Source organism: Shewanella denitrificans OS217 (assembly GCF_000013765.1).
GTDB lineage: Bacteria > Pseudomonadota > Gammaproteobacteria > Enterobacterales > Shewanellaceae > Shewanella > Shewanella denitrificans.
Genome location: NC_007954.1, coordinates 4424130 through 4438236, shown reverse-complemented (window position 1 = coordinate 4438236; position 14107 = coordinate 4424130). Strand labels below are relative to the sequence as shown.

Annotated in this window: 13 protein-coding genes; 8 read left to right on the top strand and 5 right to left on the bottom strand. The window is 45.9% G+C overall.

Going from position 1 to position 14107, the window contains the following annotated elements; all coding sequences use genetic code 11:
- The first annotated feature begins 27 nt into the window (after positions 1 to 27).
- On the top strand, positions 28 to 483 hold the full coding sequence (locus tag SDEN_RS19240; protein WP_011498113.1) for an Rrf2 family transcriptional regulator: 456 nt from the start codon (positions 28 to 30) through the stop codon (positions 481 to 483).
- Here the strand turns inward: SDEN_RS19240 and SDEN_RS19235 are convergent.
- Genes SDEN_RS19235 through gpmM form a run of 4 tightly spaced genes read right to left on the bottom strand, consistent with a single transcriptional unit; the run spans position 458 to position 5176 of the window.
- Positions 458 to 1195, bottom strand: a complete 738-nt coding sequence (locus tag SDEN_RS19235; RefSeq protein WP_011498112.1) for a divergent polysaccharide deacetylase family protein — start codon at positions 1193 to 1195, stop codon at positions 458 to 460. The genes SDEN_RS19240 and SDEN_RS19235 overlap by 26 nt on opposite strands.
- Positions 1196 to 1236: 41 nt before the next feature.
- Positions 1237 to 2442, bottom strand: coding sequence for a S41 family peptidase (locus SDEN_RS19230; protein ID WP_011498111.1), 1206 nt, complete (start codon positions 2440 to 2442; stop codon positions 1237 to 1239).
- 39 nt (positions 2443 to 2481) lie between these two features.
- Positions 2482 to 3621: a murein hydrolase activator EnvC family protein gene (locus SDEN_RS19225; RefSeq protein ID WP_011498110.1), complete on the bottom strand. Its 1140-nt coding sequence runs from the start codon at positions 3619 to 3621 to the stop codon at positions 2482 to 2484.
- A 10-nt stretch (positions 3622 to 3631) separates the two neighbouring features.
- The gene (gpmM, locus tag SDEN_RS19220; RefSeq protein ID WP_011498109.1) at positions 3632 to 5176 is read right to left on the bottom strand and encodes a 2,3-bisphosphoglycerate-independent phosphoglycerate mutase; all 1545 of its coding nucleotides are present in this window, start codon (positions 5174 to 5176) and stop codon (positions 3632 to 3634) included.
- 289 nt (positions 5177 to 5465) lie between these two features.
- Here gpmM and SDEN_RS19215 point away from each other — a divergent pair, with 289 nt between their 5' ends.
- From SDEN_RS19215 to SDEN_RS19195, 5 genes are all read left to right on the top strand, one after another.
- On the top strand, positions 5466 to 5900 hold the full coding sequence (locus tag SDEN_RS19215) for a rhodanese-like domain-containing protein (RefSeq protein WP_011498108.1): 435 nt from the start codon (positions 5466 to 5468) through the stop codon (positions 5898 to 5900).
- A gap of 136 nt (positions 5901 to 6036) precedes the next feature.
- Complete coding sequence (secB, locus tag SDEN_RS19210; protein WP_011498107.1) at positions 6037 to 6531, top strand: protein-export chaperone SecB; 495 nt, start codon at positions 6037 to 6039, stop codon at positions 6529 to 6531.
- 4 nt (positions 6532 to 6535) lie between these two features.
- Positions 6536 to 7555: an NAD(P)H-dependent glycerol-3-phosphate dehydrogenase gene (gene gpsA, locus SDEN_RS19205; RefSeq protein WP_011498106.1), complete on the top strand. Its 1020-nt coding sequence runs from the start codon at positions 6536 to 6538 to the stop codon at positions 7553 to 7555.
- A gap of 380 nt (positions 7556 to 7935) precedes the next feature.
- Positions 7936 to 9132 (top strand): NAD(P)/FAD-dependent oxidoreductase, encoded by a 1197-nt coding sequence (locus SDEN_RS19200; RefSeq protein ID WP_011498105.1) that lies wholly within the window; start codon positions 7936 to 7938, stop codon positions 9130 to 9132.
- 132 nt (positions 9133 to 9264) lie between these two features.
- Positions 9265 to 10218, top strand: coding sequence for a hypothetical protein (locus SDEN_RS19195; RefSeq protein ID WP_011498104.1), 954 nt, complete (start codon positions 9265 to 9267; stop codon positions 10216 to 10218).
- Positions 10219 to 10517: 299 nt separating this feature from the next.
- On the opposite strand, the gene SDEN_RS19190 is transcribed toward SDEN_RS19195, so the two are convergent.
- Entirely contained in the window at positions 10518 to 10778 is a 261-nt protein-coding gene (locus SDEN_RS19190) for a hypothetical protein (protein WP_011498103.1), read from the bottom strand.
- A gap of 501 nt (positions 10779 to 11279) precedes the next feature.
- Here SDEN_RS19190 and SDEN_RS19185 point away from each other — a divergent pair.
- Together SDEN_RS19185 and SDEN_RS19180 are read left to right on the top strand one after the other, a co-directional pair.
- Entirely contained in the window at positions 11280 to 13661 is a 2382-nt protein-coding gene (locus tag SDEN_RS19185) for a heavy metal translocating P-type ATPase (protein ID WP_011498102.1), read from the top strand.
- A complete protein-coding gene (locus tag SDEN_RS19180) occupies positions 13661 to 14092 on the top strand; it encodes a Cu(I)-responsive transcriptional regulator (RefSeq protein WP_011498101.1) in 432 nt (143 codons plus the stop codon). The genes SDEN_RS19185 and SDEN_RS19180 overlap by 1 nt, the downstream gene beginning before the upstream one ends.
- The last annotated feature ends 15 nt before the right edge of the window (positions 14093 to 14107 follow it).

The window sequence follows — 14107 nt, the reverse complement described above, 5'->3', positions numbered from 1 at the left end:
CATGTTTATTTGCACTCTGGAATTACTATGCAGTTAACACGTTATACTGATTATGGCATACGGATCTTGATGTATCTTGCCATTCAACCTGAGCGTACAGAGTTATTTCGTATCGGAGAAATTACTGATGTTTTCGATTTGTCAGCTAACCATGTGGCTAAAATCGTCAATCATTTAGGCAAGTTAGGTTATTTGAAGACCATACGAGGCAAGCATGGTGGATTTAAACTGGTAACGTCTGCCAGTGACATCAATTTGGGTACTCTAGTGCGGCAGTTGGAAAACTCACTAGTGCAAGTCAACTGTGCTGAGCCTTATTGCCGATTTACGCCGGTATGCAATTTGAAATCTATGTTAGCTAAAGCGCTGAGTGCCTATTTAGCCGTGCTGGATAGTTATTATTTATCTGATGTGATTGATAATAGCGACAAGTTACTAGAAAGCTTGGCCGATCCTACTATTTCAATATTAAGCTTGAATTAGCGTTACTTCCACTTGCCATTAATTGGTTTGCATCGATTTCAGGCAACAAGTGTGAGGTGTGCACTAATTCTATTCCCGCTTGCTCAAGTCGAGCTAAATTGGCTTTAAGAAAGCGTATGGTTTCTGGATGTGGGTGGGCAATGGCTATGACTTGTTGCTCTTGTTTCGCCTTAACCATGATCAAATTAAACTGACGTTGCAGCGCGGCCTCACTGATATCATTATCAAGAAATATCTGCCGCTTTAAAGTGGGCACCCCCAATGACTGTGCGCTGGCAGTGGCCTTGGTGAAGCGGGTTGTCATGCTATCGACAAAGTATAAGTTGTTTTGTTTCAGACTTTCCATTACCCAGCGCATTGGATCCTGCATCTGAGTCAGTAAACTGCCCATATGATTATTCGCCCCTTTAGCAAAAGGTATGCTGCTAACGGCAGAATGGAGCTGCTGTTTAATTTGCCCTTCTGTCATGACATTGGTGAGGCCACCTGGGCCTAACTCTTTGCCATTGAGCGCTTGCATGGGTAAATGCAGCATGATTTCATGACCTTTTTTATGGCCATCTTGAGCTAACTTTTGTCCTAATGGGGTATGAGGCAATACAGAGAGAGTGATGGTATTTGGTAGAGACAATACGGCTTCATCGGTTTGACGATAGCCTATATCGTCAATGATGATCGCAAGTTTTGCCCCAAATACGGGCTGAATAAACATTAACCCTAAGATTACAAGAAGATATCGCACTGAGTCTGCTTTTAGTTATTTGTTGTTATCCACGCAACAGCAGTATTCAGTTCATTGTCTAATGTGACTTCAGGCTGCGTCGCGATTTTTTCGATTATAGGCATACTATCGCTTGCAGTGACAGCGGCAATTTCAATTTTTATGTCAGGCTCTATTCCCTTAGTGTGAATGTCATTACCCTTAGGGGTGCTGTATTTGGCAATGGTCAGCTTCATCGCATTGCCTTGATTGAGCATAGGAATAAGACTCTGGATCGTGCCTTTACCAAAACTTTTTTCACCCATTAATGTGGCGCGATTATTTTCCTGCAGCGCTGCCGCTAACACTTCAGAGGCCGACGCAGAACCTTTGTTGATCAGCACCACCATGGGGACATGACTAAAGATGGATTCTGATGAGGCGTAATACTCTTCATTGGCATCGAAGAAGCGGCCACGAGTCGAAACAATCAGCCCTTTCTCTAAGAATAAGTCGGCAATATTAATGGCTTGATCCAATAAGCCGCCGGGGTTGTTTCTTACATCTAAAATAATACCTGCAAGTTTTTGGTCTTGCCAAGCTATGGCTTGTTGTCTGATGGCTGTGGTGGTGTCTTCTTGGAAGCTAGTCAAGTGGATGTAGCCAATGTTGTCATTGATGAGGCGGGCATTGATGGCTTCTATCTGCACTAAGCTAGGCATCAGGCTAACATCAATGGGCTGCGTTTGGTTGGTGCGTAATAGGGTTAGCTTGATACTTTGATTGGTTTGGCTATGACGCTTGATGTCTTTAAGGACCTGGTTAAGGTTATTGGCATCTATGTCAGCGCCGTTGATTTTTATTATGGTATCGCCAGCTAGAATACCGACGTTGGCGGCGGGTGAGCCAGCAAAAGGACTAATGATAACGATTTTATTGTCGTCGGTTGCCACCTCAAAACCAAAGCCAAAATAGCTGCCCTTGTTTACGTCGGTAAGGCTTTGGTAGTCGCTGCGGCTAAGAAAGCCTGAATAGGGATCTAGGTGAGTAAAGATCCCCGCGATGGCAGCTTCGACTAACTCTTGCCTAGGCAGGGGGTTCACATAATAGGTTTCTATGGTTTCAATGACATCCATCAAAAGAGGATAGTCGTAATCCTTAGTATTGTTATGGGCATGCTCTGAACTTGAAAGGCTGACTGAAAGGGCAAATAATGCCCCCAAAGTAAAGCACAATAGATAACGGAAATACTGCCCCATAACGCCCCCAAATACCTAAAAGGTAAGGATTAGCGATTATCAGCGACAGTAATTGGCTGGATTGACCGCTTGACCTTTGTTTCTTATTTCAAAGTATAGGCCAGGTTCGGTGCGTCCACCTGAACGACCCACAAGGGCGATGGTTTCGCCGCGATTTATTTTATCCCCGGGTTTTTTTAGTAGCGTTTGTGCATGGCCATAAAGACTCATAAAGCCTTTGCCGTGATCGACCACCATCACCATACCAAAACCTCTTAGCCAATCGGCATAAATTACTCTGCCGGCATCAATGGCATTAATGGCTTGGCCTTCCGCTGCGGATAAGATCACGCCTTTCCAGTTAATCTGCCCAGAGCGACTAGTGCCAAATTTAGCGCTTAAGTTGCCTTTTGTCGGCCAGGCAAATTTTGCCTTACTGACATTTAACCCGTTCATGGCCGGTGTCGCCTTGCTGGCTTTGCTGGCGAGTATTGCCTGCTGTATTACTCGCCTAATACTGGCTTCTTCAATTTGTAATTGCTCAAGCTCTGCGCCTTTAGTATTTAAAGTGCGCTGTAGCTGGGTTAAGGTTTGCTGGCGTTGGTTTTGTTCTTTAGTCAGATTTTTTGCTTGCTGCTGCTGAGTAATCACTAAGGCGTTGAGTTTTTGCTGAGTATTGATCTGTGAGGTTTTCACTTGTTCAAGCTGAATGAGCGTGTGTTTTAACTCAGTGATGGCGTTCATTCTGGCTTTATTGAGGTACTGATAATAGGCCAGCATGCGCTCAATAGTCGCTGGGTTTTGTTGATTGAGCATCATCTTAGTGTAATCGTGATTACCAGCAAGATATGCACTGGAAAGCTGCCGAGATAAAGTGGCTTGCTGCCCAAGTTTATCCTTTTCTAGCGCAGCTTGTTCTTGCGAGAGCAGGGACAGCTTCTTGTTTATCTCATTAAGGGATTGTTTGGACTGATTGACCTTTTGCGCCGAGTGAGCAATGGCTTTTTCATCCCGCTTCAATAAAGCTTGTAGCTTCTCCCGCTGACGACTGGTGTCCTGCAGGGTATTTTTCTGTTTATTGATTTGTGCTTGTATTGCCTTGAGCTCGGCTTGACGTTTATCTATGTCGGCGCAGAGTGCGGGCAAAGGAAGCAATATAAAGCCAGCAAGAATGCTGGCTTTTAATAGTCGAATGTTCACGAGTTAAGGATTACTCTTTCAGATCAATAATACAACGCCCGGTCATTTCCGCAGGCACTGGCTGGCCCATCAAAGATAACATAGTTGGCGCGATATCACTCAAACGACCGCCATCTTTTATGCTGGCATCTCGGCCAACATAAATAAACGGCACTAATTCACTGGTGTGAGCCGTATGGGCCTGACCTGTAGACTCATCTGTCATTTGTTCGGCATTACCGTGATCGGCTGTAATTAAACACTCACCATTCACTTTCGCTAAGGCAGCTACAACGCGGCCTATGCAGGCGTCGACGGCTTCACAGGCTTTCACTGCAGCGTCGAAATTGCCCGTATGACCGACCATGTCACCATTAGGATAGTTACAAATAACTACATCATATTTAGCGGATTCAATGGCCTCGACTAATTTGTCGGTAAGCTCGGTTGAGTTCATCTCAGGCTGTAAATCGTAGGTCGCCACTTTAGGCGATGGAATCATGATGCGGTCCTCACCCTTGAATGGGTCTTCTTTACCGCCATTGAAGAAAAAAGTGACGTGGGCATATTTCTCGGTTTCTGAAATACGTAACTGAGTTTTACCTAAGTTTTGTAAGGTTTCACCTAAGGTATTGACCAAGTCAGAGGATGAGAAAGCCTTAGGTGCACTGATATCGGCAGCATATTCGGTAAGCGTAACGAAGTTTATCTTAGGGGTTACTGCTCGTTCGAAACCATCGAAATCCGCATTGATAACGCTACGGGTGATTTGACGGGCACGGTCGGCGCGAAAGTTCATGAATATCAAGCTATCGCCATCATTTAAACTGGCTGTTTGGCCTTGGGCATCGGTAATGCTAGAGGCGGCAACGAATTCATCGTTTTCATCACGGCTATAGGCGGCTTCTAATGCGTCGACGGCATTTGAATAGCTAAACTTACCTTTACCTTGTGTAATCAACTCATAAGCTTGTGAGACACGATCCCAGCGATTATCCCTGTCCATGGCGTAGTATCGGCCGATCACAGAGGCGATACGACCTTGGCCTAATGTAGTAAACAGATCACCAAAATGGGCTAAGCTGCCTTTTGCGCTGCGGGGCGGGGTATCGCGGCCATCTAAGAAGGCGTGCAGATACACTTGCTTGGCTCCGCGTTTAACCGCCATGCGGCACATGGCTTCTATGTGTTCTTCATGGCTGTGGACGCCACCGGGTGACAATAGCCCCATGATATGCACGGCGCCATTGGCCTTTATTGCATCATCGATGGTTTTGCAAAGAACGGTATTTTCTTCAAATTCCCCCTCTTCTATGGCCTTGCTCACTCGGGTTAATTCCTGATAGACCACTCGGCCAGAGCCGATATTGATATGACCGACTTCAGAGTTACCCATTTGACCATCGGGTAAACCCACATCTAGGCCAGAACCTGAAATTAAGCTATTGGGAAATTGGGCGTTTAACTTATCTAACACTGGGGTGCGTGCATGAAAAATCGCATTGTTATGCGGGTTTTCACGGTAGCCCCAACCATCAAGGATAAGCAGTGCCAGTGGACGTTTAGCAGTCGTCATGGGAGTACCTTTTAAGTTTTAAGAGAAATATAAAGCAAGAATTGTATGAATATTACTACTTATCACTGGGCTGAAAAAGGCATTTACCATCAAGCTTTGAGCTACCCCTTGAATTCACCATTAAATAGCCACACAAATCTGCTTCGGCCATCTTATGGCAAATATCTTGCGAGTGTGAGCCAAACCGACATCTATCGATAGCTTGTTTGATATAGTGCTGCAATCTCGTTTGGCAATGGGTATACTCTGGGCCTATTAATTTTAGCCAAATTGACCATAGGCAGTACAAATGCAAGCATATATCGAATTTTTTCAAGCTAATCCAATACTAAGCTTGGCTTGGGTAGGTTTATTTAGCGCCCTGGTTGTCACAGTGATTAAGGCCAGTACCTCTAAGGTTAACAACATCAGTCATCAAGAGTTGACACAACTGGTGAACAAGCAGAATGCTAAAGTTGTCGATGTTCGTGGTAAAGAAGATTTCCGCAAGGGTCACATTATCGATGCATTGAATGTCACCTTGGCTGAAATCAAAAATAATCAGCTCACCGCCCTTGAAAAATATAAAGCCAGCCCCATTATATTAGTATGTAAGGCAGGTATGACGTCATCACAAGCTGCGCAACTACTTGTTAAACAAGGTTTTGAGAATATCCACAACCTGAAAGGTGGCATTGATGACTGGCAAACCGCCAACTTGCCACTGGTTAAAAGTAAAAAATAATACTCAGTATCGGTTGTCGCGGGCTATTGGGGCCAAGCGTCAATCGGTGATTTAAAGCTTGGACTAGGTAAATGATTGCCACCCAAGCATAGGATAAGCCTCGCAGAAGGCTAATTTAACATTGAAGGTAAAAATTATGGCTGAAGTTGCAAACAACGAACAACAAGAACAAGCTCCACAATTCAACATTCAACGTATTTATACAAAGGATTTGTCTTTCGAAACCCCAAACAGCCCAGCGGTATTTCAAAAAGAGTGGAACCCAGAAGTTAAACTGGATCTAGACACTCGCAGCAACAAATTGTCTGATGACGTTTATGAAGTGGTGTTATCACTGACTGTTACCGCTAAAAACGGCGAAGAAACAGCATTTTTATGTGAAGTTCAGCAAGCGGGTATCTTCTCTATCCAGGGACTAACTGAGCAGCAACTGGCTCACTCATTAGGTGCATACTGCCCTAACGTGTTGTTCCCTTACGCTCGTGAACTCGTTGGCAGCCTAGTTGGCCGTGGCACATTCCCACAGTTAAACCTAGCGCCAGTGAACTTTGATGCTCTATTCGCTCAATATGTTCAGCAACGTCAAGCTGCAGCCGCAGAAGCGCCAGCAGTTGAAGAAGCAAACGCTTAATTCTATGAATAATACTGCCGAAATTACGGTATTGGGGGCGGGGTCTTATGGCACCGCCCTTGCTATTTCTTTAGCCAGCAACGGCCACAAAACCTTGCTTTGGGGTCATGATCCTAACAGTATGCAAGTGTTAGCGGACAGTCGCAGTAATGAGCGTTTTCTTGCTGGGATCCGTTTTCCCGATTGTTTGGCCATCGAAGCCGATTTGGGCAAAGCCTTGGCGGCAAGTAAAAATATCTTAGTGGTTGTGCCAAGCCATGTGTTCGGCGATGTGCTTAAACAGGCTAAGCCTCTTTTGCGTAAAGATAGTCGCATTGTTTGGGCCACTAAAGGGCTAGAGCCTGAAACGGGGCGCTTACTGCAAGATGTGGCTCGCGAGCAGCTCGGCGATGGTTACCCGTTAGCGGTATTATCAGGCCCAACCTTTGCTAAAGAATTAGCCGCAGGTATGCCTACGGCAATTTCTGTTGCTGGGACTTGTCCAAGCTTTACTCATGAGTTAGTTGAGCTACTTCATAGCCCTAAACGTCTGCGGGTTTACGCCAACGATGACTTTACTGGCATACAACTGGGCGGCGCGGTAAAAAATGTTATCGCCATAGGCGCTGGCATGTCAGATGGCATAGGTTTTGGTGCCAATGCGCGTACCGCGTTAATCACCCGTGGTTTAGTCGAACTGACCCGCTTGGGTGTCGCATTGGGTGCCAATGCTGAAACCTTTATTGGTATGGCGGGCTTGGGCGACTTAGTACTGACCTGTACCGATAACCAGTCACGCAACCGCCGTTTCGGTATGGCATTAGGTAAAGGTTGTGATGTGATAACGGCGCAGGAGGAAATTGGTCAAGTGGTAGAAGGTTATCGCAATACCAAGGAAGTCTATACCTTGGCTAAGCGCCTTGGGGTAGAAATGCCAATCACAGAGCAAATTTATCAAGTCTTGTATCAAGGCAAGGCACCAGTGGATGCTGCCAAAGAACTACTGAGCCGCGATAAAAAGTCTGAGACAAGCAAGAAGTCGTGAGTACCTAGGGAGCCCTAATCGGGATACCCGTAGTAAAAAAAGAGGATGCCTAGGGCATCCTTTTTTGTTTTTAACAGCATGATAATTGCACTATTTGTTTGTTAGCTAAATTTATATTTATTTTATAAAGGCTTAGGTTGTGTATACAAGTGACCTTGCGCGATATGCCCAATGATATTGCTGTATCTACTCCGAGCTCAAACTCTCAAAGTAAAAGTGAATAGATAATGCCGTGGAAGCGCGGTATGGACTGGGCCCACAGTAGCATAGGCTGTAATCCGCTTGCGCTACTGGCCAATCATCCGCCGAATGCTACAATAGCGCCCTTAAACGTAAGTGCTAACGATTTATATAAACTCAGTTACCCTTGGAGAGACACAGTGAAACATCATGACGTAATTATTATTGGTGCTGGCGCCGCAGGGTTAATGTGTGCTCTGACAGCTGGTTACCGAGGCCGTGATGTTCTCCTGCTGGATAATGCCAAGCAGCTTGGGCGTAAAATCTTGATCAGTGGTGGTGGTCGAAGTAACTTCACTAACCTTAAGGTGGAGCCTTCGAATTTCATCTGCGGCAATGCGCACTTCGTCAAGTCGGCATTAGCCCGTTACCCGTCGCAGCAGTTTATCGAAATGGTTGAACGTCATGGTATTGAATATCACGAGCGGGATCATGGTCAGCTGTTCTGCAATGATTCAGCCAAAGAGATAGTGACCATGCTCACCACTGAATGTGATTGGGCCGGGGTGAATATCAAGCTGCGCACTGAGATCCTCGGCATTACCAAAGCTGAGACTAAGACTGAAGCGGGTCAATTTATGCTGACAACCTCAGCTGGTGATTTGAGCTGTGATTCATTAGTCATCGCCACCGGCGGGCTTTCAATGCCCAAACTTGGCGCCACGCCTTTTGGCTATCATGTTGCCGAGCAGTTTGGTTTAAAGGTACTGCCAACACACGCAGGCCTTGTGCCCTTTACTTGGCACAGTGATGACAAAATCCGTTTCGAGCCACTATCTGGCATAGCGGTACCGAGTCGCATCAGTGCAAAAGATGGCACCCAATTTAGTGAGGCGTTACTCTTTACCCATAGGGGATTATCTGGTCCTGCTATCTTACAAATCTCCAATTATTGGAAAGCCGGCGAAACTATAGAAATCGATTTGTTGCCCAATATGGATGCCGCAGCAGCCATAGAGGGACAGCAACTGGCCCATCCCAAGCAGAGTCTGAGAAACACCTTAAGCCATTGGTTGCCTAAGCGGCTGGTGGAAGTGCTATTCGATGAAGTGTTGTTAAACAAGGCATTAAATCAACTGCTCCACGCCGAGCGCGCCGCCGTGGTGGCCAATTTACACCGGTGGACTGTGTTGATGAATGGCACCGAAGGTTATCGCACCGCCGAAGTCACCCTTGGGGGCGTGGATACTAACGAGCTATCGTCGAAAACCATGGAGGCCTGCAAGGTGTCCGGGTTATTTTTTATCGGCGAAGTCATGGATGTCAGCGGCTGGCTCGGGGGATTCAACTTCCAATGGGCCTGGGCCTCAGGGGTCGCCGCCGGCCAAGCGGTGTAGCTAACAAGACGAAATTGTAGCGCACAAATTTGGAATTTTGCGAACAGTATTTTGGCTAATAAATTTTACTAATATTAACAAACTAACTTTATTCTGCATATTGGAAGTGCAATATAAAATAAGGGAGCATTTATGAGTACATCGTTTATTTTTGTTTTAACATTCACATTGCTAGCATTAGTGCTATTGGGTTTTACTATTGTTGTAAATAATTTAAACGCGAAAGATATTGTGTTCTCATTTACGGCTCTGTGTGCTGCATTTTTAATGTTTGCCTTGAACACTGCCCTTTCATTGAACGATGAAATTAAGGAAGAAATCATCCCAATAGAACTGTCTCTTCACAATATGGTTGCTGATATTCATTCATTGAGTTATCAAAAATCATCTTTCTTTGTCGTTCATAGAAAAGAAATATCAAAAGAAGTTAATCTAAATAAATATTTTAAAATAGGGGCCTTAAATAACAAGAACATGGAAGATGAAAACTTTTTCTCATTTAGCATCGAGTCCAGAGAACAGTTGGATGGAGCAATTAAAGATATATCTAAGTTTTTATACATAGGTATTATTGGTGAAATGCTATCTAAAAACCCGGATTGGGAAATTGTCAGAAATATGAAAACTTTCAGAAGATCAGAAAGTTATTCGTTTAATACTTCTGTTGAATACGCAGGCCAAAACACTTTTGTAACAAAAAATGAATTAGATAAAATACTGGGTCTGACTTCATTTAAATTTAACGAAAATCGTTCAATTACTGAAGGTTTAACCCTGCCTCCAGATACTAAAATAAAAGTAAAAGAAAACATTTTATTTATAGATAACCCTTTTGTTGAACTGCAGTTTTCTACTGATATAAATCACAACGTAAGCCACTTTCCACCGGAAAACACGATGAATGTTATGGATGGTAACTTTAGCAGTAACTTTAGCAATACATCCTATATGTCGGTAAATCTAATGATTAGAATTCACTTTAAAAAAGAAAGGTTTGGCAGTAGAGAAATGGTGAACTACAAAAAATGGGTCGAACATATTACTAAAGGTTTTAAGACTGCATTTGAATTCAAATCATTAAAGTAATAGGGCTATCAGCAGTGAGGTATGATTAAACTTTGCTCGCTGCATTTCATATTTATTATGGAGTCAGAGTGCGGTATAGCAGCATACAGCCAAAAAATCTGTTCGCTAGAATTTTCTCTGGTCACAGCTTCTAACGATAGAGCTTGTTTCGACTGAAAATATCACTTTAAGACCCGTTCGCGTTTAGATCCCTCCACATTGAGAACGATAAAAGATAAACAAGAGTGTTAGTGGCGATTAAAAACGCCTGTCTTGCACACTTAGGCTAAGATCCGCTTAAGTGTGCGCTCCCTGTTGGGCTAATGACAACTGGCATCTGGGGTGCAGCAAGTCACGACCTCTACGGCCGGATAACCTGCCCACTCTAATGCCATGATGATGTCTTCGACGTCTAATGGGTCTGCAGTACTTCCCAGCTCAGCGGCTAACTTTTTATCTACATCGCAACTCTGCGCCTTACTCAGGTCAGCCCCCACTTTGACAGTGTGAGCCTTTAAGTCTATCTCTACAGTGGCACTGCTGTTAAGTTCTTTGATTGCCTTAGTAATGATACCAATCACATTAACTATCTGAACAATCAGAGCCTCTCAAGCTTTTCAATTCAAGGCGCATTAATGTAGTAAGGGTTATTCCCTTTCAAATTGATGCAACACAGAAGTGCAATGCTTGAGACGCTCCCGAAGGGCGGGTTTCAAAATGATGTTACTCTGCGTTAGAGACTCTCGACATAGCACCACTATGCCTTCAAGCCTCCGTCTTGATTAACATCATTTGAATTCCCGCTGCATGACCAGATAATTAATACGATTGGTATTGCTAATACAATGGTTACAGGTCATGCCTTCAACGTTTAGGGTTAACATATTTTTTGCTCCTATTAATAAACGACGACAACAGCTTGGGGCTTACCACTATGGCAAGGTCAAATGATTTTTTGTTTAAATGCCAGGCCTGACGACGAGCTTGAAAGCTAATTGATGTCGAGTTGAAAAACGCCTTGACCTTACCATGATGGCAAGCTTTAGCCTTAAGGTTGAGAGAGTGAATTTTTGGAGGCGAATATGAGTCAAATATTGCAAATACAGATCACAGGAATGAGTTGTACTTCCTGTGTCGGCCGAGTAGAAAAGGCCCTTAAGGCGGTGCAAGGTGTCATGAGTGCGAATGTTAATCTCGCCACTGAGATGGCATCCATCGAAGGCACGGCCAGCTTAGCTGAGTTAGTTGAAGCTGTGGAAGGTGCGGGCTATAAGGTGCCGACCAAGACGGCCAGTTATGGGGTTGGCGGTATGAGCTGTGCATCCTGTGTATCACGGGTCGAAAATGCCATGAAAAGCTTGCCGCAAATTCAACATGCGCAAGTGAACTTAGCCACAGAGCGGCTGAGTGTGACTTATGTAGGTAGCTTAACTGAGGTGGAAGTATCGGCAAGTTTAATTCAGGCAGGTTATAGCCTCGAAGCGCTCCAGGGCGAGCAAGCCAGCGCAGAAGGGACTAGCGCCAGCGAGCAGGCTTTCTATCACACAGATTGGTTCCCTGTGCTGGGCGCCAGCCTGCTGACCTTGCCTTTAGTGCTACCTATGTTCGGAATGCTATTCAATAAAGAGTGGATGTTGCCCGCTGTGTGGCAGTGGCTGCTGGCGACGCCGGTTCAATTTTACTTTGGCGGCCGTTTTTATCGGGCAGCATGGGGCGCGCTCAAGGCAAAAACCGGCAATATGGATTTACTGGTGGCTATCGGCACCAGCGCGGCTTATGGCTTATCTGTCTACTTATGGTGGACCCATACAGGGCATCATGGAGAGCCACATTTGTATTTTGAAAGTAGCAGCGCGGTACTCAGCTTAGTGTTACTGGGTAAATACCTTGAGCATAGGGCAAAGCGCAGAACAACGGATGCCCTAAGAGCCCTAGAAGACTTAAAACCCAGCAGTGCAAGAGTATGGCGCAATGACAAATGGCAACAAGTGCTGGCCTCGACTGTCGTCACCCAAGAACGAGTGCAAATCACCCCGGGTGAGCGCGTTCCCGTCGATGGGGTAATAGTGTCTGGGGCGAGCCATCTGGATGAGGCGCTTATAAGCGGCGAAAGCATCCCAGTGAGCAAAACCAAAGGGGATAAGGTGACAGGTGGTTCGGTTAACTTAGATGGTGTGATAGAAGTAGAAGCCACCAGTGTGGGCACTGAGTCAACCTTAGCCAAGATCATCCGCATGGTTGAGCAGGCTCAAGGGGCTAAGGCGCCGGTGCAGGCCTTGGTCGATAAGGTTAGTGCTGTGTTTGTCCCAGTGGTGTTAGTCATCGCACTTATCACCTTGCTTAGCTGGGGGCTGGTGGTGGGTGATTGGCAGTTAGGCATATTAAATGCGGTGGCGGTTTTAGTTATCGCCTGTCCCTGTGCCTTAGGGCTAGCAACGCCTGCGGCGATAATGGCAGGCACGGGCACTGCCGCGCGCTTTGGTATCTTAGTGAAAGATGCGACGGCTTTGGAGCAAGCTAAGGCCATAGATATGTTGGTATTCGATAAGACAGGCACATTGACCGAAGGCAAGCCCAAGTTATCTCAATTCAGCGCCTTTATTGGCAGCGAGTCAGCATTAATGCAGCAGGCCTTTGCATTGCAGCAGCATAGCGAACATCCATTGGGCAAAGCGATTGTGGAACAAGCCAAGGCCATGGAGCTTGAGCCCTTGTCTATAGCCGATTTTAGCGTGGTTGCCGGTAAGGGAGTGCAAGGGCGAGTCGAAGAGAGTGAGTTATTTATGGGCAGTAGCCTGTGGATGGAGCAATTGGGCCTAAGCTTACCGCTCAATCGCATTGAGGTTGAGGGGGCCTCGGTTTCTTGGTTGGCCAGAACCGTTGCAGGAGAGACTGAGTTACTCGGGTTATTTTGTTTTCGTGATGAATTAAAACCCCATGCAAAAAGGGCGGTTAAGCAATTAAAGCAAATGGGGATCAAGGTTGCCATGCTCACTGGTGATACTCAAGCCAGTGCCGAGCTGGTGGCCAATGAACTCGGGCTAGATCTCTACTATGCCCAAGTCTTGCCCGATGATAAGGCAAAGCATGTGCAAGCGTTTCAGTCCCAGGGTTACAGGGTTGCCATGGTGGGTGACGGCATCAATGATGCCCCCGCCTTAGCTCAGGCCGATTTAGGTATCGCCATGGCGACAGGCACAGAGGTGGCGGTCAGTGCTTCTGCCATGACCTTAATGCGAGGGGAGCCCAATCTGGTCGCTTCGGCGCTTACCATGGCAAAATTGACTTATACCAAGATTAAACAGAACCTATTTTGGGCCTTTATTTTTAATATTGTCGGTATTCCCCTGGCGGCATTGGGTTATTTGAACCCGATAATAGCAGGCGCGGCGATGGCGATGAGCAGTTTGCTGGTGGTCAGCAACGCGCTATTGTTACAGCATTGGAAACCTGAGGAGTCATAATGGAAAAGTTTGTCACCATAGGTGAGGCGGCGCAATTAACGGGTCTTTCGGCCAAGATGATCCGCCATTATGAGGCCAATGGCTTACTGCCAAGGCTCAGTCGCACCGAAGCCGGTTATCGCCTGTACAATCGCCAGCAGTTAGCCTTGCTAGGGCTTATTCGTCAGGCGAGAAAGCTCGGCTTTGCTATGGTGCAGATCCAGTCCTTATTGAGCTTATGGCGTAAGCCTGACAGGACAAGCCGCGAGGTGAAAAAGCTCGCCAATGCACACTTAGATGAAATTACTCAGAAGATAGCTGAGCTGCAGCAGATGCAAACCGCACTACAGCAGCTAGCGGATCATTGCAGTGATGATGACAGTGCCCAATGCGCCATCTTGGATGGGCTCAGTGCCAACACCATGCTGAACTCCGCCCATTCCCCGAAATAATCTCAGTTCGGGATA

Coding starts and splice junctions, on each gene's coding strand:
- SDEN_RS19240 (WP_011498113.1), top strand. CDS start 28: ATGCAGTTAACACGTTATACTGATTATGGCATACGGATCTTGATGTAT.
- SDEN_RS19235 (WP_011498112.1), bottom strand. CDS start 1,195: ATGTTTATTCAGCCCGTATTTGGGGCAAAACTTGCGATCATCATTGAC.
- SDEN_RS19230 (WP_011498111.1), bottom strand. CDS start 2,442: ATGGGGCAGTATTTCCGTTATCTATTGTGCTTTACTTTGGGGGCATTA.
- gpmM (WP_011498109.1), bottom strand. CDS start 5,176: ATGACGACTGCTAAACGTCCACTGGCACTGCTTATCCTTGATGGTTGG.
- SDEN_RS19215 (WP_011498108.1), top strand. CDS start 5,466: ATGCAAGCATATATCGAATTTTTTCAAGCTAATCCAATACTAAGCTTG.
- secB (WP_011498107.1), top strand. CDS start 6,037: ATGGCTGAAGTTGCAAACAACGAACAACAAGAACAAGCTCCACAATTC.
- gpsA (WP_011498106.1), top strand. CDS start 6,536: ATGAATAATACTGCCGAAATTACGGTATTGGGGGCGGGGTCTTATGGC.
- SDEN_RS19195 (WP_011498104.1), top strand. CDS start 9,265: ATGAGTACATCGTTTATTTTTGTTTTAACATTCACATTGCTAGCATTA.
- SDEN_RS19185 (WP_011498102.1), top strand. CDS start 11,280: ATGAGTCAAATATTGCAAATACAGATCACAGGAATGAGTTGTACTTCC.
- SDEN_RS19180 (WP_011498101.1), top strand. CDS start 13,661: ATGGAAAAGTTTGTCACCATAGGTGAGGCGGCGCAATTAACGGGTCTT.